This window comes from Mycobacterium lentiflavum (assembly GCF_022374895.2).
In the GTDB taxonomy this organism is placed as follows: Bacteria; Actinomycetota; Actinomycetes; order Mycobacteriales; family Mycobacteriaceae; genus Mycobacterium; species Mycobacterium lentiflavum.
Genome location: NZ_CP092423.2, coordinates 1,031,321 through 1,052,514, shown reverse-complemented (window position 1 = coordinate 1,052,514; position 21,194 = coordinate 1,031,321). Strand labels below are relative to the sequence as shown.

At 66.0% G+C, this 21,194-nt stretch carries 25 protein-coding genes; 11 read left to right on the top strand and 14 right to left on the bottom strand.

Translation table 11 applies throughout. The features are described 5' to 3' along the window. Positions 1 to 155: 155 nt before the first annotated feature. From MJO58_RS05210 to MJO58_RS05200, 3 genes are all read left to right on the top strand, one after another. The gene (locus tag MJO58_RS05210; protein ID WP_239722191.1) at positions 156 to 1,019 is read left to right on the top strand and encodes a cutinase family protein; all 864 of its coding nucleotides are present in this window, start codon (positions 156 to 158) and stop codon (positions 1,017 to 1,019) included. 31 nt (positions 1,020 to 1,050) lie between these two features. Next, positions 1,051 to 1,713 (top strand): cutinase family protein, encoded by a 663-nt coding sequence (locus MJO58_RS05205; protein WP_090608485.1) that lies wholly within the window; start codon positions 1,051 to 1,053, stop codon positions 1,711 to 1,713. A gap of 84 nt (positions 1,714 to 1,797) precedes the next feature. After that, positions 1,798 to 2,442, top strand: a complete 645-nt coding sequence (locus tag MJO58_RS05200) for a cutinase family protein (RefSeq protein ID WP_239722190.1) — start codon at positions 1,798 to 1,800, stop codon at positions 2,440 to 2,442. A gap of 25 nt (positions 2,443 to 2,467) precedes the next feature. On the opposite strand, the gene truA is transcribed toward MJO58_RS05200, so the two are convergent. From truA to infA, 8 genes are all read right to left on the bottom strand, one after another. Beyond that, complete coding sequence (gene truA / locus MJO58_RS05195; protein WP_175364353.1) at positions 2,468 to 3,328, bottom strand: tRNA pseudouridine(38-40) synthase TruA; 861 nt, start codon at positions 3,326 to 3,328, stop codon at positions 2,468 to 2,470. Beyond that, the gene (rplQ, locus tag MJO58_RS05190; RefSeq protein WP_239722189.1) at positions 3,306 to 3,938 is read right to left on the bottom strand and encodes a 50S ribosomal protein L17; all 633 of its coding nucleotides are present in this window, start codon (positions 3,936 to 3,938) and stop codon (positions 3,306 to 3,308) included. The genes truA and rplQ overlap by 23 nt, the downstream gene beginning before the upstream one ends. A gap of 117 nt (positions 3,939 to 4,055) precedes the next feature. Beyond that, positions 4,056 to 5,099 carry a DNA-directed RNA polymerase subunit alpha gene (locus MJO58_RS05185; protein WP_090600539.1) on the bottom strand — a complete coding sequence of 348 codons (1,044 nt, stop codon included), beginning with the start codon at positions 5,097 to 5,099 and terminating at the stop codon, positions 4,056 to 4,058. 75 nt (positions 5,100 to 5,174) lie between these two features. Then, a complete protein-coding gene (rpsD, locus tag MJO58_RS05180) occupies positions 5,175 to 5,780 on the bottom strand; it encodes a 30S ribosomal protein S4 (protein ID WP_090600537.1) in 606 nt (201 codons plus the stop codon). 10 nt (positions 5,781 to 5,790) lie between these two features. Next, positions 5,791 to 6,210, bottom strand: coding sequence for a 30S ribosomal protein S11 (rpsK, locus tag MJO58_RS05175; protein WP_090600535.1), 420 nt, complete (start codon positions 6,208 to 6,210; stop codon positions 5,791 to 5,793). A gap of 6 nt (positions 6,211 to 6,216) precedes the next feature. Beyond that, positions 6,217 to 6,591, bottom strand: a complete 375-nt coding sequence (rpsM, locus tag MJO58_RS05170; RefSeq protein ID WP_239722188.1) for a 30S ribosomal protein S13 — start codon at positions 6,589 to 6,591, stop codon at positions 6,217 to 6,219. Positions 6,592 to 6,808: 217 nt separating this feature from the next. Beyond that, positions 6,809 to 6,922 carry a 50S ribosomal protein L36 gene (rpmJ, locus tag MJO58_RS05165; protein ID WP_003879483.1) on the bottom strand — a complete coding sequence of 38 codons (114 nt, stop codon included), beginning with the start codon at positions 6,920 to 6,922 and terminating at the stop codon, positions 6,809 to 6,811. A 33-nt stretch (positions 6,923 to 6,955) separates the two neighbouring features. Then, a complete protein-coding gene (gene infA / locus MJO58_RS05160) occupies positions 6,956 to 7,177 on the bottom strand; it encodes a translation initiation factor IF-1 (RefSeq protein ID WP_003418601.1) in 222 nt (73 codons plus the stop codon). A 258-nt stretch (positions 7,178 to 7,435) separates the two neighbouring features. On the opposite strand from infA, the gene MJO58_RS05155 reads away from it, so the two are divergent. From MJO58_RS05155 to MJO58_RS05120, 8 genes are all read left to right on the top strand, one after another. Next, positions 7,436 to 9,112: an NAD(P)/FAD-dependent oxidoreductase gene (locus tag MJO58_RS05155; RefSeq protein ID WP_090600531.1), complete on the top strand. Its 1,677-nt coding sequence runs from the start codon at positions 7,436 to 7,438 to the stop codon at positions 9,110 to 9,112. Between the two features lie 15 nt (positions 9,113 to 9,127). After that, the gene (locus MJO58_RS05150) at positions 9,128 to 10,651 is read left to right on the top strand and encodes an ATP-binding protein (protein ID WP_090600529.1); all 1,524 of its coding nucleotides are present in this window, start codon (positions 9,128 to 9,130) and stop codon (positions 10,649 to 10,651) included. Between the two features lie 55 nt (positions 10,652 to 10,706). Beyond that, the gene (locus tag MJO58_RS05145; RefSeq protein WP_239722187.1) at positions 10,707 to 11,570 is read left to right on the top strand and encodes an LLM class F420-dependent oxidoreductase; all 864 of its coding nucleotides are present in this window, start codon (positions 10,707 to 10,709) and stop codon (positions 11,568 to 11,570) included. 22 nt (positions 11,571 to 11,592) lie between these two features. Beyond that, positions 11,593 to 12,459 (top strand): LLM class F420-dependent oxidoreductase, encoded by an 867-nt coding sequence (locus MJO58_RS05140; RefSeq protein WP_239722186.1) that lies wholly within the window; start codon positions 11,593 to 11,595, stop codon positions 12,457 to 12,459. Positions 12,460 to 12,485: 26 nt separating this feature from the next. Then, positions 12,486 to 13,481, top strand: coding sequence for a dTDP-glucose 4,6-dehydratase (gene rfbB / locus MJO58_RS05135; protein ID WP_090600525.1), 996 nt, complete (start codon positions 12,486 to 12,488; stop codon positions 13,479 to 13,481). Positions 13,482 to 13,483: 2 nt separating this feature from the next. Further along, the gene (gene rfbC, locus MJO58_RS05130) at positions 13,484 to 14,095 is read left to right on the top strand and encodes a dTDP-4-dehydrorhamnose 3,5-epimerase (RefSeq protein WP_239722185.1); all 612 of its coding nucleotides are present in this window, start codon (positions 13,484 to 13,486) and stop codon (positions 14,093 to 14,095) included. A 185-nt stretch (positions 14,096 to 14,280) separates the two neighbouring features. Beyond that, positions 14,281 to 15,408, top strand: coding sequence for an acyltransferase family protein (locus tag MJO58_RS05125; RefSeq protein ID WP_090600520.1), 1,128 nt, complete (start codon positions 14,281 to 14,283; stop codon positions 15,406 to 15,408). 135 nt (positions 15,409 to 15,543) lie between these two features. Beyond that, positions 15,544 to 16,617, top strand: a complete 1,074-nt coding sequence (locus MJO58_RS05120) for an acyltransferase family protein (protein WP_239722184.1) — start codon at positions 15,544 to 15,546, stop codon at positions 16,615 to 16,617. Here the strand turns inward: MJO58_RS05120 and MJO58_RS05115 are convergent. The 6 genes from MJO58_RS05115 to MJO58_RS05090 are packed head-to-tail and all read right to left on the bottom strand — an operon-like array spanning position 16,568 to position 21,085. Beyond that, a complete protein-coding gene (locus tag MJO58_RS05115; protein ID WP_239722183.1) occupies positions 16,568 to 16,975 on the bottom strand; it encodes a hypothetical protein in 408 nt (135 codons plus the stop codon). The genes MJO58_RS05120 and MJO58_RS05115 overlap by 50 nt on opposite strands. Next, on the bottom strand, positions 16,972 to 17,880 hold the full coding sequence (locus MJO58_RS05110; protein WP_239722182.1) for a metallophosphoesterase family protein: 909 nt from the start codon (positions 17,878 to 17,880) through the stop codon (positions 16,972 to 16,974). Before MJO58_RS05110 ends, MJO58_RS05115 begins: the two co-directional genes overlap by 4 nt. Before the next feature lie 35 nt (positions 17,881 to 17,915). Beyond that, complete coding sequence (locus MJO58_RS05105; RefSeq protein ID WP_090600517.1) at positions 17,916 to 18,326, bottom strand: cupredoxin domain-containing protein; 411 nt, start codon at positions 18,324 to 18,326, stop codon at positions 17,916 to 17,918. A 29-nt stretch (positions 18,327 to 18,355) separates the two neighbouring features. After that, a complete protein-coding gene (locus tag MJO58_RS05100; protein WP_239722181.1) occupies positions 18,356 to 19,066 on the bottom strand; it encodes a Rieske (2Fe-2S) protein in 711 nt (236 codons plus the stop codon). Continuing rightward, on the bottom strand, positions 19,063 to 19,605 hold the full coding sequence (locus tag MJO58_RS05095; protein WP_090600513.1) for an RNA polymerase sigma factor: 543 nt from the start codon (positions 19,603 to 19,605) through the stop codon (positions 19,063 to 19,065). Before MJO58_RS05095 ends, MJO58_RS05100 begins: the two co-directional genes overlap by 4 nt. A gap of 43 nt (positions 19,606 to 19,648) precedes the next feature. Continuing rightward, positions 19,649 to 21,085, bottom strand: coding sequence for an NAD(P)-binding protein (locus MJO58_RS05090; RefSeq protein ID WP_239722180.1), 1,437 nt, complete (start codon positions 21,083 to 21,085; stop codon positions 19,649 to 19,651). Positions 21,086 to 21,194 lie beyond the last annotated feature (109 nt).

The following is a 21,194-nucleotide window of genomic DNA, read 5'->3' as shown; positions in this document are numbered from 1 at the left end:
TGGCCTCCCAAAGTCCGCGAATCCGCTGGTCACGTTAACCGCACCGCGGCGTCCCCGCCGCCGGTTATCCACAGCCCACAGGTTTGGAGAGGCCTCAATTTGGGTAGAGTTGCGCCGTGAAATCTCAGCGCATAGGTACCCGTCGGGTGGGCAGCATGCGGTTAGTTGGCCGCTTTGTGGGCCTGGGCGCTGCCGCCCTGGTGACGGCCGCGGGCCTGCTCGCCACGCCGAGGGCCCCCGTTGCGCACGCGTTCGACTGCCCCGACGTCGAGGTCATCTTCGCCCGCGGCACCAACGAGCCGGCCGGTTTGGGCCGGGTCGGCGATGCCTTCGTCGACTCGCTGCGCCAGCAGACCGGTCTGAACATCCTGCCCTACGGCGTCAACTACGCCGCCAGCAAGCTGCAGCTGCACGGCGGCGACGGGGCCAACGACACCATCGACCGCGTCAAGAAGAGCGTGGAAACGTGCCCCAACACCAAGATCGTGCTGGGCGGCTACTCGCAGGGCGCGTCGGTGATGGACATCGTGGCCGGCGTGCCGATCGGCGGTATCAGCTGGGGCAACAAGCTGCCGCCGCAGTACGCGGACAACATCGCCGCCGTCGTCACCTTCGGTGACGTCGCCGACCGCGCCGGCGGCACCCTGCCCAGCCAGAGTGCGATGCTCGGCTCCAAGGCCGTCGACTATTGCAACCCCAACGACCCGATCTGCCACGCCGGTCCCGGCAACGAGTGGAGCGGGCACACCGAGGGCTATGTCCCCGTCTACACCACCCAGGCGGCGCAGTTCGTCGCGTCCAAACTGATGGCCGGCACCGGCCAGTCGGTGCCCGGGCACGGGCCGTCGGCTCCGGGTGCTGGCCCCAACACGCCCGGTTCCGGCCCGCAAACACAGGCACCAGGTCCCGGCTTGTCGACCCCCGGCCCGCTGAGCCCCAGCTACGCGCCGCAATCACCGGCCCCGGCGGCGCCCGGACCCACGGTTCCCCAGACCGACATGGTTGCCGCGGTTCACTAACCGCACCCTCAACAACCCGTACTATCGCGGCATGAGCCTTGCCGCGAAAAGATCACGGGCGCATAACTTTTGCTTGTTGGCAGTCGCCGCACTGGTGGTGGGCGCCGCGATCGTGTTCGGGTCGCCGTTGATCCCGCGCGCGTTTGCCGGGTGCCCGGACGTCGAGGTGGTGTTCGCCCGCGGAACCGACGAGCCTCCGGGCCTCGGCAAAGTCGGCGGCGCCTTTGTCAACGCGCTGCGCGCGCAGACCAACCGCAATGTGGGGTCTTACGGCGTCAACTACCCTGCCAACGACGATTTCCTGGCCGCCACCGACGGCGCGAACGACGCCAGCGGCCACATCCAGCACATGGCCGACCACTGCCCCGACACCAAGTTGGTGCTGGGCGGCTACTCGCAGGGCGCCGCCGTCATCGACATCGTCACGGCCGCACCGCTACCCGCCCTCGGCTTTCGCGATCCCTTGCCGGCCGCGGCCGCCGATCACGTCGTCGCGGTCGTCCTGTTCGGGAATCCGTCGGGCCGGGCCGGCAATCTGATGACCGTCCTCAGCACGGATTTCGGCGGCAAGATCCTCAACGTGTGCAACCCCGGCGACCCGATCTGCTCCGACGGCAACTCGTGGCCGGCCCACCTCAGCTACGTGCCCGGATTGACCAATAAGGCAGCACATTTCGTCGCCGCCAAGATCTAGCTGCACAAAGATCCGGTCACACTGCGATCGCGGAGTGATCACGGCCGTTCACTAGTACCCGCCGAAAATGCGTACCATCGGCTCATGGGGGTCAAACCGTTTGGCAACACGCTGTTCGCGATATCCATGATCGCCGGCTCGGCTTTGACGCTGGCGCCGGTGGCCTCGGCGGGCCCGCCGTGTCCGGGTGCCGAGGTGGTGTTCGCCCGCGGCCGTGAGGAGCCGCCCGGCGCCGGCCTGGTCGGCGATGCGTTCGCCAACTCGCTGCGGTCCAAGACGCAGTTGCCCCTCGGCGTCTACGGGGTCAACTACCCCGCCGACGTCGATCCGGCCAAGGGCGCCATCGACATGAGCAACCACGTCCAGTACATGGCCAAACACTGCCCGAACACCCGCGAGGTGCTCGGCGGTTACTCGCTCGGCGCCGTGTCGGCCGACCTGGTGATCGCAGTGACCCAGCCCTCGTTCGGGTTCAAGAACCCGTTGCCCCCGGGCATCGATCAGCACGTCGCGGCAGTCGCGTTGTTCGGCAACGGTACTCAGCGGGTGCTCGGCCCGGTCCCCGGCTTCAGCCCGGCCTTCGCCGGTAAGACGATCGAGGAGTGCGCGCCCGGCGACCCGATCTGCAACGGCAACGGGAAGGCGGTGTGGGCGTCGCATCTGCAACCGTCGTACATCGACTCCGGATTGGTGGATCAGGCGGCCAGCTTCGCGGCCGGCAAGCTGTAGTCGTCCCGATCGGCGATGCCTCGAACTAGCGCGTGCGCAGATCGCGGGTGATCAGGATGCGCGACGCGAGCTCGTCGTCGGGCGGATAGTCCACGCCCACCAGCGTCAGGCCCTGCGCCGGAGCGGCCGCGAAGTCGCTGGATCGTGCTGGCGCGCTGAGCAATTCACGGCACCATTGCGCACTGCGCCGGTGTTCGCCGACGGCCAGCAGCGCACCGACCAGGGAGCGCACCATCTGCCAGCAGAACGCGTCGGCGGTGACGTGCGCGGTGATCAGGTCGCCGTCGCGCGACCAATCCAGCCGCTGCAGGTCGCGAATCGTGGTGGCACCGGTGCGATAGCGACAGAAGGCCGCAAAGTCGTTCAACCCCAGCAGATCTCGCGATGCGATGCTCATCGCCTCCACGTCCAGGTCGCGCGGCCAAGCGGTGATGTAGCGCGCTTGCCGCGGCTGGACACCGTAGGCAGCCGTCGACAACCGGTACTCGTAATGACGCCGCAGCGCCGAGAACCGTGCGTCGAAACCCGCTGGGGCGCGGGCAATTCCGAGCACCCGGACGTCGGTGGGCAAAAAGCGGCCCAGGCGGCGCAGCAGCGGCAGGAATTCCGGATCGCCCGCGCGCGGCGAACGTGGGTAGGCATGAGGCAAGGCGGCGGCGGGCACATCGACATGGGCCACCTGTCCGGTGGCATGTACTCCCGTGTCGGTGCGCCCGGCCGCCCACAGCTTGACCGGCGTGCGGAAAACCGTCGTCAGCGCGTCGTCGATGACGCCGGCGACAGTGCGCTGCCCGGCCTGCGTTGCCCAGCCCGCGAAATCGGTTCCGTCGTAGGCGATATCGAGCCTAAGACGGACGTCTTCGCTACTTGTCGGTGGGCTCGTCACCCTCGTCGGCGGTCTCAGCCTCGGGCTGCTCGGTCGCTTCAGCCTCGGTAGCCGGCTCAACGGCCTCAGCGGTCGTGGTCTCCTCGACCTCGGCTTCGACAGCCGTCGCCTCCTCGGCCGTCGGGCCTTCGGCGGCCTCGGGCTCGACCGCGGCCTGCGGCGCGGCGGCCGCAGCCACCGGCGCCTCTCCCGTCTCGGAAGACTTCTTAGAAGCCTTCACCCGACGCGCACGGTCGGCCTCCGAGGTGACGGTCTTTTCCTGCACCAGCTCGATCACGGCCATCGGGGCGTTGTCGCCCTTGCGCGCCTCGACCTTGATGATGCGGGTGTAGCCACCCTCACGATCGGCGAAGTGCGGCCCGATCTCCGCGAAAAGGGCGTGCACCACGTCCTTGTCGCGGATCTTCTTCATCACCTCTCGGCGATTGTGCAGCGTGCCCTTTTTCGCGTGCGTGATCAGCTTCTCCGCGTACGGCCGCAGCGCACGTGCCTTGGGCTCGGTCGTCTTGATACGACCGTGCTCGAACAGCGACGTGGCCAGGTTGGCCAGCAGAGCCTTCTGGTGCGAAGACGACCCGCCGAGGCGAGGGCCCTTAGTGGGCTTGGGCATTGCACTATCTCCTATTTAGCGGCCGACCCCCGTATCAGGTAGGGCCGGGACGGACGGTGTTGCATGTGTCCGGTTCCTCAGCGGCCGCTGCACGGCCGCATCGTCGCCGGACGTGCGCTAGAGCTGTTCGGTTTCGGCGTAGTCCGCGTCGTCGTACGACCCCTCGCTGGACCAGGTGCCGGTGGCGACGTCGTAGCCCGCGACCTCCGACGGGTCGAAGCTCGGCGGGCTGTCCTTGAGCGACAGGCCCAGCTGGTGCAGCTTGACCTTCACCTCGTCGATGGACTTCTGGCCGAAGTTGCGGATGTCGAGCAGGTCGGACTCGGTGCGGCTGACCAGCTCGCCGACGGTGTGCACACCCTCGCGCTTGAGGCAGTTGTAGGAGCGAACGGTCAGATCCAGGTCGTCGATCGGCAGCGCGAACGAGGCGATGTGGTCGGCCTCAGCCGGCGACGGCCCGATCTCGATGCCCTCGGCCTCGACGTTGAGTTCGCGTGCCAGGCCGAACAATTCGACCAGGGTCTTACCCGCCGACGCCAGCGCGTCGCGGGGGGTGATCGAACTCTTGGTCTCCACGTCCAGGATCAGCTTGTCGAAGTCGGTGCGCTGCTCGACACGGGTGGCATCCACCTTGTAGGTGACCTTGAGTACCGGCGAGTAGATGGAATCGACTGGGATACGGCCGATTTCGGCACCGGAGGCACGGTTCTGCACGGCCGGGACGTAACCACGACCGCGCTCGACGACGAGCTCGACCTCGAGCTTGCCCTTGTCGTTCAACGTCGCGATGTGCATGCCGGGGTTGTGCACCGTGACGCCGGCGGGCGGCACGATGTCACCCGCGGTGACCTCACCCGGGCCCTGCTTGCGCAGGTACATCGTGACCGGCTCGTCCTCCTCGGAGGACACCACCAGACCCTTGAGGTTCAGGATGATGTCGGTGACATCCTCCTTGACGCCGGGCACGGTGGTGAACTCGTGCAGCACGCCGTCGATGCGAATGCTGGTCACGGCCGCGCCGGGAATCGACGACAGCAGCGTGCGCCGCAGCGAATTACCAAGGGTGTAACCGAAACCCGGCTCCAACGGTTCGATGACGAACTGGGACCGGCTGTCGGTGAGGATTTCCTCGGACAGTGTGGGTCGCTGAGAAATCAGCATGGTTTTCTTTTCTCCTTCTCGGCACCCGCTATTTGATGCCGTTCAGACCTGCGCCGGGTTCAGCGCAGGGGGTCTTTACTTCGAGTAGTACTCGACGATGAGCTGCTCGGTGAGCGGCACGTCGATCTGTGCGCGCTCGGGCAATTGGTGCACGAGGATGCGCTGACGCTCCCCCACCACCTGCAGCCAGCTCGGGATCGGACGGTCGCCCGCCGTCTCCCGCGCGATCTGGAAGGGCACGGTGTTCAGCGACCCGTCCCGCACGTCGATGATGTCGTACTGCGACACCCGGTAGCTGGGGACATTGACGTGCACGCCGTTGACGCTGAAGTGCCCGTGGCTGACCAGCTGGCGGGCCATCCGGCGGGTACGCGCCAGCCCGGCGCGGTACACGACGTTGTCCAACCGGCTCTCCAGGATCTGCAGCAGGTTCTCACCGGTCTTGCCGGAGTGGCGCACGGCCTCTTCGTAGTAGCGACGGAACTGCTTTTCCATTACGCCGTAGGTGAAGCGGGCCTTCTGCTTCTCCTGCAGCTGCAGGAGGTATTCGCTTTCCTTGATCCGTGCGCGGCCGTGCTGGCCGGGCGGGTAGGGACGCTTCTCGAAGGCCTGGTCGCCACCGACGAGGTCGGTGCGCAGCCGGCGCGATTTGCGGGTGATGGGTCCGGTGTAACGAGCCATGATTCTCCTCCTAGACCCTGCGTCGCTTGGGCGGGCGGCAGCCGTTGTGCGGCTGGGGGGTGACGTCGGAGATCGCGCCGACCTCCAGGCCCGCGGCCTGCAGCGAACGGATCGCGGTCTCCCGGCCCGAACCCGGGCCCTTCACGAACACGTCGACCTTGCGCACGCCGTGCTCCTGGGCCTTGCGCGCGGCGTTCTCGGCAGCGAGCTGCGCGGCGAACGGCGTCGATTTGCGCGAGCCCTTGAAGCCGACGTGGCCCGACGACGCCCAGGCGATGACGTTGCCCTGCGGGTCGGTGATGCTCACGATCGTGTTGTTGAACGTGCTCTTGATGTGCGCGGCGCCGTGCGGGATGTTCTTCTTTTCCCGCTTGCGAGTCTTCTGCCCCTTCTTGGGGGCCGACGCTGCTGCCTTCTTGGCTGGTGGCATGGGCGGTTACCTGGCCTTCTTCTTGCCGGCGATGGTGCGCTTGGGGCCCTTGCGGGTACGCGCGTTGGTCTTGGTGCGCTGGCCACGCACCGGCAGGCCGCGGCGGTGCCGCAGACCCTGATAGCAGCCGATCTCGATCTTGCGGCGGATGTCGGCCTGAACCTCGCGGCGCAGGTCACCCTCGACCTTGAGGTTGGCCTCGATGTAGTCACGCAGGTGGGTCAGCTGGTCGTCGGTGAGGTCCCTGGTGCGCAGATTCCGGTCGATGCCGGTCGCTTCCAAGATCTCGGTGGAGCGGGTACGGCCGATGCCGAAGATGTAGGTCAGCGCGATCTCCATCCGCTTGTCACGCGGCAGATCGACGCCTACTAGTCGAGCCATAGGTGGCGTTTCCTCTTTTTCTAAGCGGAGGTCTTTTCCCAGCCCGTTCCCGAATCGATCGGGGCCCGGCCTCCGACCGGGCGTAGATGAACGGACCCATCTCTAAAGATGCGAGCCGTTCAGTGGTGCTGGGAGGTCTGCATTTAGTTGTAGGTGCTGCTCGGCCTGGGTCTTGGTTCGTTTGTGCCGACCCGTTACGCCGTGCTTGCGGTCGTGGCTAGCCCTGGCGCTGCTTGTGGCGTGGATCGGAGCAGATCACCATGACCCGCCCATGCCGACGGATCACCCTGCACTTGTCGCAAATCGGCTTCACGCTGGGGTTGACCTTCACGGCTTTTCGATCCTGTTCTCGTCTGTTGGTTGGTTACTTGTACCGGTACACGATGCGGCCCCGGGACAGGTCGTAGGGAGACAGCTCCACCACCACCCGGTCCTCGGGCAGGATGCGGATGTAGTGCTGCCGCATCTTGCCGCTGATGTGGGCAAGCACCTTGTGACCGTTCTCCAGCTCAATGCGAAACATCGCATTGGGCAGGGGCTCGACCACCCGGCCCTCGACCTCGATGGCGCCGTCCTTCTTGGCCATAACTACTCGTCAAATCCTCGTCGTTTAGTTTCGTTGTCGTCTGCGCCAACGACGGCACAGCATTCACACCGACTTTGGAACGTGAGCCGGTGACAGGAAATTCCTAGGGAACGGACACACAAAAAAGCCGGCGCGAAATGTCGCACCGTCGCTCCATGGTACCCGCTCGTGCGGCGTGGCCAAAATCCGCGATCCGGGCGCTCGCGGGCGTCACCTCGACCCACCACACCACTCCTGACAAGGGCATACTTGACCACGATGACACGTCCCCTTGATGGCGCCGCGCAGTCACGCAAACCGGTGATCATGACCGTCGACGACGATCCCGCGGTTTCGCGCGCTGTGGCCCGGGACCTGCGGCGCAAATACGGCGAGAATCACCGCATCGTGCGCGCGGAGTCGGGTCCCGAGGCGCTGGAAACCCTCAAGCAGCTCAAGCTGCGCGGCGAAACGGTCGCCACGCTGATCGCCGACTACCGGATGCCGCAGATGAGCGGCATCGAGTTTCTCGAGCAGGCGATGGATTTGTACCCGGTGGCGCGCCGCGTGCTGCTCACCGCCTACGCCGACACCCACGCCGCAATCGATGCGATCAACGTCGTGGACCTGGACCACTACCTGCTCAAGCCGTGGGATCCGCCGGAGGAGAAGTTCTACCCCGTCATCGACGGGCTGCTCGAGTCCTGGCGGGCGGCACCAGAACACCCCATCCCGCACACCAAGGTGATCGGGCATCGCTGGTCGGCGCGATCCTGGGAGGTGCGTGACTTCCTGGCTCGCAACGGCCTCTACTACACCTGGTTCATGGCCGACGAGCCCGACGGCGAGCGACTCCTGCAGGCGGCCGGCGAAGACGGCAAGCGGCTGCCCGTCGTCGTCACCGAGCACGGCGACCCGCTGGTGGAACCCTCCGACGCCGAGCTGGCCGACACACTGGGCCTGTCCTCCACCCCGTCGCAGGAGTTCTACGACCTGATCGTCATCGGCGGTGGGCCGGCCGGCCTGGCCGCCGCCGTATACGGCGCCTCCGAGGGACTGCGCACGGTGCTGATCGAGCACACCGCGACCGGCGGGCAAGCGGGGCAGAGCTCGCGCATCGAGAACTATCTGGGCTTCCCGGACGGAGTATCGGGCGGCCAGCTGGCCGAGCGGGCTCGCCGGCAGGCCGAGAAGTTCGGTGCGGAGATCATCACCGCCCGCAAGGCGACCAGCCTCGAGGTGAACGGCCCCAAGCGCACCGTGCGGTTCGCCGACGGCGGGTCGGTCGACGCACACGCGGTCATCCTGGCCACCGGTGTCTCCTACCGTCAGCTGACCGCCGAGGGACTCACGGAGCTGACCGGCTGCGGCGTCTACTACGGCGCCGCGGTATCGATCGCCTCGGACTGCGAGGACGAAGAGGTCTATGTGATCGGCGGCGCCAACTCCGCCGGCCAGGCCGCGATGTATCTGTCACGGACGGCGAAGTCGGTCAACATCGTGGTGCGCGCTCCGTCGCTGGAGGCGTCGATGTCGTACTACCTGATCCAGCAGATCGAGGCGAACCCCAAGATCAATGTGTTGACCTGCACCGAGGTGCGGCGCGCCACCGGCGACGGCCACCTGGAGAAGCTGACCCTGGTCAACAACCGGACCGAGCAAGTCGAGGACGTCGCCTGCGGCCGGATGTTCATCTTCATCGGCGCCGCCCCGCGCACCGAGTGGCTGGACGGGGTGGTGGCCCGCGACGACCACGGCTTCATCCTGACCGGCCCGGACCTGCGCAACGTGTGCGGCTGGACGCTGGACCGGCCACCGCATCACCTGGAAACCAGCGTGCCGGGCGTCTTCGCCACCGGCGACGTCCGCTCCACCTCCGCCAAACGGGTCGCGGCCGCCGTCGGTGAAGGGTCGATGGCCGTGATGCTGGTCCACCGCTACCTGGCCGAGTCCTAGAAGGGTCCACGCGTCATGACCGCCAATACGCCGTGTGAGCCCGACGAGCTGCGCTCCCTGTTCCTGTTCGAGGCGCTGACGGACGAACAGCTCGCGGTGCTGTGCTCCAACGGGTGTATCCAGGAGTACCAGCCGGGGCCGATCTGCGTGGAAGGCGAACCGGCGACCTGCTTCTACGTGCTGATCGACGGCGAGTTGGCGATGTCGAAGCTGTCCGGCGGGCAGGACATCGAGACGGTCCGCACCTCGCAACGCGGCGTGTATGCCGGGGCCTGGCGGGCGTTCACCGGCGGGAAGCAGAAGACCTACGACGCCTCGGTCCACGTGACCAAGCCGTCGCGGTTTTTCGTGATGGACGCGCCCGTCTTCGCCCAGTTCATGCGCGACCAGTTCCCGATGGCGGTGCACCTGCTCGACGGCATCGCGGTGGGCACCGACCGAACCCGCCGCATCATCGACAACCGGGAGAAGCTGCTGGCGTTGGGCCGGCTGTCCGCCGGGTTGACCCATCAGCTGAACAACCCGGCCGCGGCGATCTCGCGGGCCGCGGCGGATCTGCGCGAACGCGTGGCCAACATGCGTCACAAGCTCGCGATGCTCGCCGACGGCACCATCACGCCCGAGGCGTTGAGCGCCCTGGTGCGCCTGCAGGAGCGGGTTGCCGAGCAGGTCGCCAAATCGGCGACGCAGCACCTGAGCGCGCTGGAGAGCTCCGACCGCGAGGATGCCATCGGCGACTGGCTGGAGGAGCACGGCATCGACGGCGGCTGGGACATCGCGCCGACGCTCGTCGAGGGCGGCGTCGACACCGATTGGCTGGAGCGGATTTCCACGGTCGCCGAGGAACTCGCGTCGGCAACCTTGGAGCAGGCGGTCCGATGGATCAACTACACCATCGAGAGCGAACTGCTGATGAACCAGATTCTGGAAGCCAGCAAGCGGATTTCGGCGCTGGTCGCCGACGCCAAGCAGTACTCGCAACTGGATCGGGCGCCGTTCCAGGTGGCCAACGTGCACGACCTGCTGCACAGCACGCTGGTGATGTTCGCCGATCGGTTGACCAAGGACGGCGGCAAGGACGCCGGCAAGGAAGCCAAGACCATCAACCTGGTGAAGGAGTGGGATCGCTCTCTGCCCGAAATCCCTTGCTACCCAGGCGATCTCAACCAGGTATGGACCAACATCATCGACAACGCGATCGCCGCGATGCGCGATCAGGGCGGCACGCTGACCATCCGCACCTGCCGCTACAACGACAACATGGCCCGGGTCGAAATCTGTGACACCGGGCCGGGTGTCCCCGCCGATATCCGCGAGCACATCTTCGAGCCGTTCTTCACCACCAAACCGTTCGGCGAAGGCACCGGCCTCGGGCTGGACCTCGCGTTCAACATCGTCGTCAAGAAACATCGCGGCGATCTGCGGGTGGAATCGGTGCCGGGCGACACCCGGTTCATCGTGTTGCTGCCGCTGGAGATGCCCATCGCCGACGTCGCCGCCGTGGATGACGACGAGGTGGACGACGCCGACCCGGAATAAGACGCCGACCCGCAATAAGCGGAATAGCTTCACCGGCGGCCGGGTTGGAGTCGGCATGACCGATGCAGCTGCAAGCAAGCCCAATCTTGGCCGGTTCGGATCGTTCGGACGTGGCGTAACGCCACAGCAGGCAAAAGAAATCGAGGCACTGGGCTACGGGGCCGTCTGGGTAGGCGGCTCACCGCCCGCGGAGCTGGCTTGGGTGGAGCCCATCCTGGACGCGACGAGCACGTTGCAGGTGGCCACCGGCATCGTGAACATTTGGACCGCGCCCGCCAACGAGGTCGCCGAGTCGTTCCATCGGATCGACAAGGCCTACCCCGATCGTTTTCTGCTCGGCATCGGCGTCGGCCACCGCGAGGTGATCAGCGAATATCGAAAGCCCTACGACGCGCTGGTCGAGTACCTGGACGCACTCGACGAGTACGGCGTGCCCGCCCATCGCCGGGTGGTCGCCGCCCTGGGCCCACGGGTGCTGCAGCTGTCGGCGCAACGCAGCGCCGGCGCGCACCCGTATCTGACGACGCCGGAGCACACCGCACACGCGCGCGAGCTGATCGGGCCGTCGGCGTTCTTGGCACCCGAGCACAAGGTGGTGCTGACCACCCCGGACAAGAAGGGCGCCGACGAGGCCCGCGCGGTCGGACGCAAGGCCCTGGACATGTACTTCAACCTGGCCAACTACCGCAACAACTGGAAGCGGTCGGGCTTCGGCGAGGACGAGGTAGTCCGTCCGGGCAGCGACCGCCTCGTCGACGCGGTAGTGGCCTACGGCACTCCCGACGCGATCGCCGCACGCCTTAGCCAGCACCTGGAGGCAGGGGCCGACCACGTGCCCGTGCAGGTCCTCACCAAAGATGAAAACCTGGTCTCGGCTTTGGCTGAACTGGCGGGGCCGCTCGGACTGAACCGCTCGTAATCAACCGCGGAGGGGAACCTCGATGAATGACGCCGCAGAACTGAAGCCCAACCTCGGCCGCTACGGCGCCTGGCTGCCCACCCGATCCATCACACCCGAGCTGGCCGCCGAGATCGAAGCCCTCGGGTATTCGGCGGCCTGGATCGGCGGATCACCGGACGCCGATCTGGCCTGGGTGGAACCGGCACTGGCGCAGACCAATTCGCTGCAGCTGGCCACGGGCATCGTCAACATCTGGACGGCGGCGGCCACACCCGTCGCCGAGTCGTTCAAGCGCATCGAAAGTGCTTACCCTGGAAGATTTTTGCTCGGTATCGGGGTGGGCCACCCCGAGCACACCCAGGAGTATGTCAAGCCCTACGCCGCGCTGGTCGGCTATCTCGATGCCCTCGACGAGGCGATGGTGCCGACCAGCCGGCGGGTGCTCGCCGCGCTCGGGCCCAAGGTGTTGGCGTTGTCCGCGGAACGCAGCGCCGGTGCGCACCCGTACCTGACCACGCCGGAGCACACGGCCAGGGCGCGCGAACAGCTCGGCAATTCGGTGTTCCTGGCCCCGGAGCACAAGGTGGTGCTGACCACCGACCGCGACAAGGCACGCGAGGCCGGCCGCCAGATCGTCCAGCACTATCTGGGGCTGAGCAACTACGTCAACAACTGGCTGCGGCTGGGATTCACCGAGAACGACGTGCGCGCGCCGGGCAGCGACCGGCTGATCGACGCGGTGGTCGCCTACGGCACCCCGGAGGCCATCGTGAAGCGCCTGGCCGAGCACCTCGACGCCGGCGCCGACCACGTAGCCATCCAGGTGCTGGGGGGGTACGACGACGAGACCCTGTTGCCCTCGCTGCGGGCGCTGGCCGAGCCGCTTGGCCTAACCCCCACAAGCTGACCGCCACCCTCGGTTAGGGTTTGACCATGCGGCTGCTGGTCACTGGTGGTGCCGGTTTCATCGGCGCGAATTTCGTGCACAGCACCGTGCGCGAACGTCCCGACGTTTCAGTGACGGTGCTGGACGCCCTGACGTACGCCGGCCGGCGCGAATCGCTGGCCGACGTCGAGACCGCCATCAGGCTGGTCGAGGGCGACATCTGCGACGCCGAGCTGGTGTCCCAGCTGATCGCCGAGTCCGACGCGGTGGTGCACTTCGCCGCGGAGAGCCACGTCGACAACGCGCTGGACAACCCCGAGCCGTTTCTGCACACCAACGTCGTCGGCACGTACACGATCCTGGAAGCGGTACGGCGTCGCGGGGTGCGGCTGCACCACATCTCGACCGACGAGGTCTACGGCGATCTGGAACTCGACGACCCGCAGCGCTTCACCGAGTCGACGCCCTACAATCCGTCGAGCCCCTACTCGGCGACCAAGGCCGCTGCCGACATGCTGGTCCGGGCGTGGGTGCGCTCCTACGGCGTGCGCGCGACGCTGTCCAATTGCTCGAACAACTACGGGCCGTATCAGCACATCGAGAAGTTCATCCCGCGCCAGATCACCAATGTGCTGACCGGCAGACGGTGCAAGCTGTACGGCGCCGGCGCCAACGTCCGCGACTGGATCCACGTCGACGACCACAACAGCGCGGTCTGGCAGATCCTGGACAAGGGCCAGATCGGTCGGACCTACCTGATCTCCGCCGAGGGCGAGCGCGACAACCTGACCGTGCTGCGCACGCTGCTTTCGCTGATGGGTCGCGACCAAGACGACTTCGACCACGTCACCGACCGCGTCGGCCACGACCTGCGCTACGCCATCGACCCGTCGCTGTTGTATGACGAATTGCACTGGGCGCCAAAGCACACCGACTTCGAAGAGGGATTACGGGAAACCATCGACTGGTATCGGGCAAACGAATCCTGGTGGCGTCCGCTGAAGGACGCATCGGAAGCCCGCTACGAACAACGGGGGCAGTGAGAATGGAAGTTCGCGAACTCAAGGTGCCCGGCGCGTGGGAAATCACCCCGAGAATCCACGGGGATTCGCGCGGCGTGTTCTTCGAATGGCTGAAAAACACCGATTTCGGCTCGTTCGCCGGTCATCGGCTGAATGTGCAGCAGGCCAATTGCTCGGTATCGGCCGCCGGGGTGCTGCGCGGGCTGCACTTCGCCCAGCTCCCACCCAGCCAGGCCAAATACGTGACCTGCGTGCGTGGTTCGGTGTTCGACGTGGTGGTCGACATTCGGGTCGGCTCACCGACATTCGGCCAGTGGGACTCGGTACTGCTCGACGACCAGGACCGGCGCACGATCTACATCTCCGAAGGCCTCGGGCACGCTTTCCTTGCGCTGCAAGATAATTCGACGGTGATGTACCTGTGCTCGGCGGAATACAACCCGCAGCGCGAGCACACCATCTGCGCCACCGACCCGGCCCTGGACATCGACTGGCCGCTGGTCGATGGTGCCGCCCCGAGTTTGTCCGACCGCGACGCCGCCGCCCCCAGCTTCGACGAGGTGCGGGCCGCCGGCCTGCTGCCCACTTGGGACGAGGCGCAGACGTTTGCCGCACAGCTGCGCGGTACGTCCTGAGATACTGATTGCCGGGTCACAACGGCGATAGCCGTTCGACGTCGTCGCCACCTGCCCGTAGCGAGGCGGCAACGTCGGGTTGGCATTAAACCCAGGTTTGTCGCGGGTTCATCGACTACTTTGGGCATTCGTGCGGGGACTCTGGCCGGCCGCGCGGAGTCGACGACAGATACGGATTTGCACGCATGAAGCTAGCGGAGGTGTTCGATCCCCGATGTAACGCATTGAACCTGTTTCGACTAGGGCTGGCCGCCGAGGTCATGTTGTTTCACTCCTGGCCGATCACGGGTCACATGCCGCCACGCGCGGCACTGCAGCTGATGTTCGCGGTGGGCGTCGATGGGTTCTTCGCGATCTCGGGATTCTTGATCACCGCAAGTTGGCTCCGCGATCCCCGAGTGCGCGATTACCTGACCGCTCGGGCGCTGCGCATCCTGCCGGGGCTGTACGTCTGCCTGATCGTCACTGCGTTCGTGTTCGCGCCGCTGAGCGTGGCGGTGCAGGGCGGTTCGGCGGCGAAACTGCTGCAGTCCAGCGCGCCATACGAATACGTCCTGAAAAACGCCACCCTGATATCGGTGCTTCAGTTCGACGTCGCCGGGACACCGCGCGATATCCCATCCCCGGGAGCCTGGAACGCTTCGCTGTGGTCCCTGATCTGGGAAGTGCTGTGCTACATCACCATTGCCGTGATCGGCATCGTCGGCCTGGCCAATCGGCGTTGGATTTCGCCGGCGCTCCTGGTGGTCGCGGTGATTGGCGCGGCATTGTTGCCGCCACTGACATTCCCGGGGGCCTGGACCATCCCACAGCTCGCCGCGCGCTCGGCCATCATGTTTGCCAGCGGCGCCATCATGTACCAATGGCGCGACGTGATTCCCGCTCGGTGGTCACTCGTCGCGGTCAGCGTGATCATCGTCGTCGCCGCTTCCGTTCTGCTGCCCGACTACCGGCTGGTGGCGGCCCTTCCGCTGGCCTATGCCGTGATCACCGCGGGTTCGCTGCTTCGCAAGAAACGCCTGACGCTGCGCACGGACATCTCCTACGGCGTCTACATTTACGCGTTCCCGACTCAGCAGTTACTTGCCGTCTTGGGGCTGAGCTTCCTAAATCCGATGCTGTTCTTCGTCGTTGCGTTCCTGGCCACCCTTCCGCTGGCGGCGATGAGCTGGTTCTGGGTAGAGAAGCCCGCGATGGCGCTGAAGTCTCGTCTCAAACGGAAGTGGGGTGCGCCGGCAAGCCTCGGCGCCGACGGCACACCCGCGGCCACGGCCGCCGACCAGCCGACTTCTGACGTTCAGGGCGCGGTGTAGACAGGCCTGCTTCGCCCTCGCTCGCCGGGGATGGCAAGCCGCGTTTCGGGACCAAAGACCCGATGCGAAGGCGGCGCAATGCGCTTAGATGCAGGAACGGGATAACGCCGGAACGGGGACGGCTGGTAATAACGGATGAAGCTCGGACAAGTATTCGATCCGCGAAGCAATGCACTGAACGCGTTGCGGCTGGCCATGGCCGCCGAAGTGATCCTTTGGCATTCGTTCGCCGTCACCGGTGGCGTGCTGCCGTCCGCGCACATACGGCAATTGCTGTTCGGGGTGGGCGTCGACGGGTTCTTTGCGATCTCGGGCTTCCTGATCACCGCGAGCTGGCTTAACAACCCGAAAATCCGGGACTATGTCGTCCATCGCGCTCTTCGTATTCTCCCCGGGCTCTACGTCTGCCTGGCGGTGACCGCGTTTGTCGTCGCGCCGATCGGTGTGGCGATGCAGGGTGGACCGGCGACCAGGCTGCTGCTGTCCAGGGCGCCGTTCGAGTACGTGGTGGACAACGCGGCCGTAGCGGTGCTCAAGTTCGATGTCGGTGGAACCCCGACCGGAGTCCCGATTGTGGGGATGTGGAACGGATCACTGTGGACCCTCATTTACGAGGTGCTGTGCTACGCCGGCGTGGCCGTCCTCGGGCTAGTGGGACTGGCCGCCCGCCGCTGGACTGCCGCGGTGGTGTTGGCAGTGGCAGTGGCAGTCGCTGCGTGCTTGCCGCCCATGACGTTTCCCGGGATCTGGAGCAACGAGCAATGCATCGCGCGCTTCGCCATCGTGTTCGCCGCCGGCGCCCTGGTGTATCAGTGGAAGGACGCGATTCCCGCTCGATGGTCACTCGTCGTCGTGTGCGTGGGCATCGTTATGCTGACCGGCCTGCTACCTGACTACCGGCTTGTCGGCGCCGTTCCGTTGGCATACGCCGTCATCGTCTCCGGCGCGCTGATCCACAACAGGTACTTGCGGTTGCCGACGGATCTGTCCTACGGCGTCTACATTTACGCCTTCCCTGTCCAGCAGTTGCTCGTCATCTGCGGGCTGGTCGGTACGAATCCCTTTGTGTTCGCCGTCATTGCGACGATCGCTACCCTGCCGCTGGCCGCTGCGAGCTGGTTCATGGTCGAAAAGCCGGCGCTGTCCCTGAAATCTCGATTCAAGAAGAAGCCGGTTGGCGCCGAGCTCTCCGAAGCCAGCCGAACCTGAGGCCCCCGGGAAGGTCGAAAAGCGTCCACAACAACACGGTCAGCACTTCGGCCCCCACGCTGATCGCGGCGTAAGGCGCTGGGTCCCAACCCTGCTCGGAAAAGCCGAAAAGACCGGCGGTGCGCGACAATGCGAAGGCCACCAGGGAACCACCTGAGATCGCGGCCCCCGCCCAGCGCAACCACGATGGACCGCCCAGCAGGATCAGCACTGCCACCGCGAACGAGACGCTGGCCTGGACCAAAAATCCCGTGCCAATCGTCGGAATATGTTGGTAACCATGGATATACAGGTAGGCATGGCTGGCGGCGCTGGCGAGCAACGACACGGCGAAGCCGACCCGGATCAAGATATTCATTGCAGCCTCTGCTCTTTCAAAGCCAGGGCGGTCTCGCCCTTGGTGTAGCTGACCTCGCGAATGCCGAGCGCGTCGCGCAGCTTGCCGGCCGGCAGCGTGACCGGCTTGGGTGCCGGCCCGTCGCCGGGATGCGGCAGCGGGTAGGCGGTCGTCGTACCGCTGTAGAACGACACGTTGCCTTCCGTCTTCGAAAACAATTGGTGCACATGACCGTTGATGCATGTCACGGAGGCAAACCGGCGCAGGTAACTGAGCGCCTGGGTGGCGTCGTCGGTGCCCCAGCCCCAGTCCGGGTACATCGCGAACAGCGGGATATGACTGAACACGATGATCGGCGTGTCGCTGGACAGGCCCGCGACGTCCTTCTCGACGAATGCCAGCTGGTCGACCCCGAGATGCCCGAGCTTGCGCATGTTCAGCGTGTTGACCAGTGCGATCACGTGAACGCCGGCGGTGTCAAAGCTGTACCACCCGTCGCCTACCGATCCCGCACCGAATACCTTGCGGTACTTCTGCCCCGCATCGTCGACCGAGTCGTGCTCCCCCGGCACCGTGAACACATGCGGCGTCTTGAGCCCGCTCATCATCTGCTTGGTCTGGTCGAACTGCTCGGGAGTGGACAGGTGCGTGAGGTCACCGGTGTGGACGACGAAATCCGGTGTGTAGCCAAGGTTGTTGACCTGGTCGATCGCATGGCCGAACGTGCCGGACACGTCCGGGTTGGGCGCACCGGTGAAGCCGATGTGACTGTCGCTGATCTGGGCGAAGCGCAAGGCGGGCCGGATCTTCGTGCGCTCGGCCGCAGCGGCCCCGGCGACATGTGAGACCACCTCGCCGCCGGCTACCGCGAAACCGACAGCCGCACCGAACCATGCCCCGTGCCGGATCAGCTGCCGACGACTCATCGTTTTCGGATCGCGATTCGCGTTCGTGTCCGCATTCACGGCGTCACCACCACGGTGCCGTGCATCATCGGGTGAATCGAACAGACGTAGTCGAAAGTCCCCGCGGTGGAGAAGGTATGGGTGAAACTGGCTCCCGTCCCCATGCCGGGTGAATGAAACGATCCGTCACTCGCGGCCACTGTGTGGGGTTCTTCGTCACGATTGATCCAGGTGACCGTGGTACCCACACCGACCTTCAATGTTGCGGGGGCGAACGCGAAGCCGTCGATGGTGACTTGGTTACCGCTGGCCGGTGCCGACGGCGCGGTGACCGATGGTGTGGCACCGGAATCCGGCTTCATCGTGACCGACGCCTGCGCATCGGGCCGCGACGCAGAGCACCCAGCCAGCAACAGCGTCCCCGCCGCCAGCAAGGCAAGGTGTTTTCGGAACGTGGCAATCTTCATGCCTAGTGATAGGGCGAGTGGTTACACCGCTAGGCCGGACGTTCGGGGTACGGCGGCGGGGCGAGCACCTCGACAACCCCGTTGACCTCGCGAACCATCAATGTGGGCAATGGCTTTGGGGCGATCGGCAGTTGATGGGTGAGCACTTCTCCTGCGGGAGAGAACGAGGTCGAATGGCAGGGGCAGCGCAACCTGTCGTCTGGCGCGTCGAACCACAACTTGCAGCCCTGATGCGTGCATACCCCGGAAACGGCTTCGAGTTTGCCGTCGACGCGGCGAACGAATCCGCTGACCGATCCCAGATCGAACGCATGCATGCGACCGTCCGGCACGTCCGAACTTGTCGCGACACGCTGCCAGCTTCCGTCGTTGGGCGTGAGTTGTCCTGCGACGGCGGGACCTTCGGTGACGCCTCCGGTCACGGCTCGATCGATGGAAACCGCGGTGACCGCGGCGGCTGCCGCGGCCGACGTGCCGACGATAACCTGACGTCGCGTGGTGTTCTGCTTGGGTGCCGGTGGCGCGGGCGGTGTGCCGGCCATCTGTTCGGCGAGCCGCCGGTGCAAGTCGGTGAGGAATTCCTGGCGCGGGGCGGCCCCCAGCGCAGCGCCCTGTCCGGCAGCGCGCAGTTCGATCGCCGTGCGGATCTGGGCAGCCTCAAAGTCGGTTGGCACAAATGGTTTTGGCCGTCGGCCCTGCAGCATATCGTCGACGTAGCGACGCAATCCTCGCGCGTTCATGACTGGCCCCCATCGTTGACCTGTGCCGCCAGCCGCAGTGCGCGATGTTGCAGCACCTTGGCGTTGGCGACGCTGATTCCAAGTTCCGCGGCTGACTCCTTGATTGAATTACCCTGCAGGAAGCGTAGTTCCAGGATCTGGCGATAGCGGTCGGGCAGGCTTTCGAGAACGTGGGCGACCCGCGCCGGCGCGTTGCTGATCGCTTCCTCGCTATCGGGTGGTTGCTCGATGTCCTCCTCGATCGAGGTTATCTCCCGCCCCAGGGTCTCGCGCCAGTGCGCGGCCAGCACCGTTCGCGCCGTGGTGCGCAGGTATGCACGCACCTCACCGACGCTCGCGGTCAGCCGTAGCGGCCGCAGTGCGGCGAGGAACACCTCGGCGGTGAGATCCTCGGCATCCGCCCGGTTGCCCACCCGGGCGAACAGCGTCCGGTACACCCAGTCCGCATTGTCCTGGTACACGGCTTCCCAGTCGGTGTAGCCGTCATCGGGTACCGCGCGCAGGGGGCGCGGGCCCGCGGGTTCGTTTTGTGACGTCACATGTCTCCCTCACCCGATCAATATCAGCGGGGGTTACACGGGCTCAGGGCGCCGCGAGCGAAGCATCATCGACGACCAGTTCGTCGAGCTTCGCCGCGGTGGCGGACAGGACTGTTTTTGCCATGCCGAGGATTCGCTCGCGCACCCGGGGTTTGGCCGAGGCCGGCGGCAGCAGCTGGCCCACGAGGTGACCGAAGAGATCCAGGCGCGAGTCGGACAGCCAGGCGGTCAGGTCGGGGTCGTCGAACCAGCGCAGTTGATTGCTGTAGTCGGCCAGCGCGATGCGTAGCCAGTCCAGGTCGGTGTCGGGGTGCGGCAGCGGCACACACAGCCGGTTGCGGGTCGCGTCATCCGAGTAGGCCGCCTCCAGGTGGGCGATCAGCGAGGCGCTGAATATCTGCTGGCAACCGCGCACGCTTTGCAGCGTGATGCGTCCGGAAGCGAAAATCGGTCTGGCAGGCCGCTTTTCGGCCCCGTCGGCGGTGCAGTCGAGGTAGAGTGCGCCCGCGCCTATCGCCACGTCACCGCCCTCGAGGATCATCTTGTCGTCCTCGTTGTCCTTCTCAATGGCCAGCAGGTGGCCCTTGCGCACGATATCGCCGATACGGCGCAGCTGGTCGAGTTCGGCCTGGGTGACGGTCGCGCAGCGGTACATCGTGGGGCGCACCGCCGGGTCTATCCGCAGCAGGGTGCCGGCGTCCTCGAGCCGAGCGAACAGGTCGTCGGGTGAGGTGGCGTCCCTGATCGCGCGCAGCTGCGCGATGAAGCCGGCTTTGATGCGGTCGGCGAACGTCTGCCCGGGCTGCATCGTGGCGCGATCCAGCAGCCAAGAGTCGCGCGGCATGATCCAGGTCAGCCGGTCCGGCGCCACGCCATGGCCAAGCAGCCACAGACAGGTGTCGATGCCCGTCTTGCCGGCCCCGACGATGACGTAACGCTCGTGAGCAGCGCGGCCCGGCAGGTCGTTGGGTGGGACGCACACGATGCCGGGCGCGACCGGATACGGCGGCGGGCGCATCGCGGGCACCATGACCCGCATGTAAGTGGCATCGACCACCCGGCGCGCCACGTCGACGGTGTACTCGGCGCCGGCCAGTGTGGCGAAGCGGTCGGCACCGAGGTACTCGCTCATCGGGAAATAGCGGACCCGCCCGGTCGGCACCAGCCGCTGGCGCATGACGTGGTCGTAATAGGCGCAGACTTCGCCGGCGGTCGCCAGCTCGTAGAGCCCCTGGTTCCAGCCGGACTGGTCGATGGTGTCGCGGCCCAGCCGCAGCGAGTTGACGCCGTAGAACGCCGACGGCTGATGCAAGCGGACGAACGGGTACGCGGTGGTCCAATGCCCACCCGGCGCGTCGTTGCGGTCCACCACCACGACGCTGGCCTGCGTCGCTTGGGTCTCCGTGACCAGCGTGTCGATGAACGCCATGCCCATGGCGCCCGCGCCGATGACCAGGTAATCGGCCTCGATCGTATGCATACCGGCTCAACGCTAACCCGCGCTAACCCGCGTTGTCAGCGCAGGTCACCCACCTTGCCAAGGCCAGAACGCGGTTACTAGGATATGCAAGTATCCGCTTAAGCACTGG

Coding starts and splice junctions, on each gene's coding strand:
- MJO58_RS05200 (WP_239722190.1), top strand. CDS start 1,798: ATGGGGGTCAAACCGTTTGGCAACACGCTGTTCGCGATATCCATGATC.
- MJO58_RS05155 (WP_090600531.1), top strand. CDS start 7,436: ATGACACGTCCCCTTGATGGCGCCGCGCAGTCACGCAAACCGGTGATC.
- MJO58_RS05110 (WP_239722182.1), bottom strand. CDS start 17,880: ATGAGTCGTCGGCAGCTGATCCGGCACGGGGCATGGTTCGGTGCGGCT.
- MJO58_RS05090 (WP_239722180.1), bottom strand. CDS start 21,085: ATGCATACGATCGAGGCCGATTACCTGGTCATCGGCGCGGGCGCCATG.
- MJO58_RS05125 (WP_090600520.1), top strand. CDS start 14,281: ATGAAGCTAGCGGAGGTGTTCGATCCCCGATGTAACGCATTGAACCTG.
- MJO58_RS05140 (WP_239722186.1), top strand. CDS start 11,593: ATGAATGACGCCGCAGAACTGAAGCCCAACCTCGGCCGCTACGGCGCC.
- MJO58_RS05120 (WP_239722184.1), top strand. CDS start 15,544: ATGAAGCTCGGACAAGTATTCGATCCGCGAAGCAATGCACTGAACGCG.
- MJO58_RS05115 (WP_239722183.1), bottom strand. CDS start 16,975: ATGAATATCTTGATCCGGGTCGGCTTCGCCGTGTCGTTGCTCGCCAGC.
- MJO58_RS05185 (WP_090600539.1), bottom strand. CDS start 5,099: ATGCTGATTTCTCAGCGACCCACACTGTCCGAGGAAATCCTCACCGAC.
- rfbB (WP_090600525.1), top strand. CDS start 12,486: ATGCGGCTGCTGGTCACTGGTGGTGCCGGTTTCATCGGCGCGAATTTC.
- MJO58_RS05145 (WP_239722187.1), top strand. CDS start 10,707: ATGACCGATGCAGCTGCAAGCAAGCCCAATCTTGGCCGGTTCGGATCG.
- MJO58_RS05205 (WP_090608485.1), top strand. CDS start 1,051: ATGAGCCTTGCCGCGAAAAGATCACGGGCGCATAACTTTTGCTTGTTG.
- MJO58_RS05105 (WP_090600517.1), bottom strand. CDS start 18,326: ATGAAGATTGCCACGTTCCGAAAACACCTTGCCTTGCTGGCGGCGGGG.
- MJO58_RS05210 (WP_239722191.1), top strand. CDS start 156: ATGCGGTTAGTTGGCCGCTTTGTGGGCCTGGGCGCTGCCGCCCTGGTG.
- rfbC (WP_239722185.1), top strand. CDS start 13,484: ATGGAAGTTCGCGAACTCAAGGTGCCCGGCGCGTGGGAAATCACCCCG.
- rpsD (WP_090600537.1), bottom strand. CDS start 5,780: ATGGCTCGTTACACCGGACCCATCACCCGCAAATCGCGCCGGCTGCGC.
- infA (WP_003418601.1), bottom strand. CDS start 7,177: ATGGCCAAGAAGGACGGCGCCATCGAGGTCGAGGGCCGGGTGGTCGAG.
- rplQ (WP_239722189.1), bottom strand. CDS start 3,938: ATGCCCAAGCCCACTAAGGGCCCTCGCCTCGGCGGGTCGTCTTCGCAC.
- rpsM (WP_239722188.1), bottom strand. CDS start 6,591: ATGGCTCGACTAGTAGGCGTCGATCTGCCGCGTGACAAGCGGATGGAG.
- MJO58_RS05100 (WP_239722181.1), bottom strand. CDS start 19,066: ATGAACGCGCGAGGATTGCGTCGCTACGTCGACGATATGCTGCAGGGC.
- MJO58_RS05150 (WP_090600529.1), top strand. CDS start 9,128: ATGACCGCCAATACGCCGTGTGAGCCCGACGAGCTGCGCTCCCTGTTC.
- rpsK (WP_090600535.1), bottom strand. CDS start 6,210: ATGCCACCAGCCAAGAAGGCAGCAGCGTCGGCCCCCAAGAAGGGGCAG.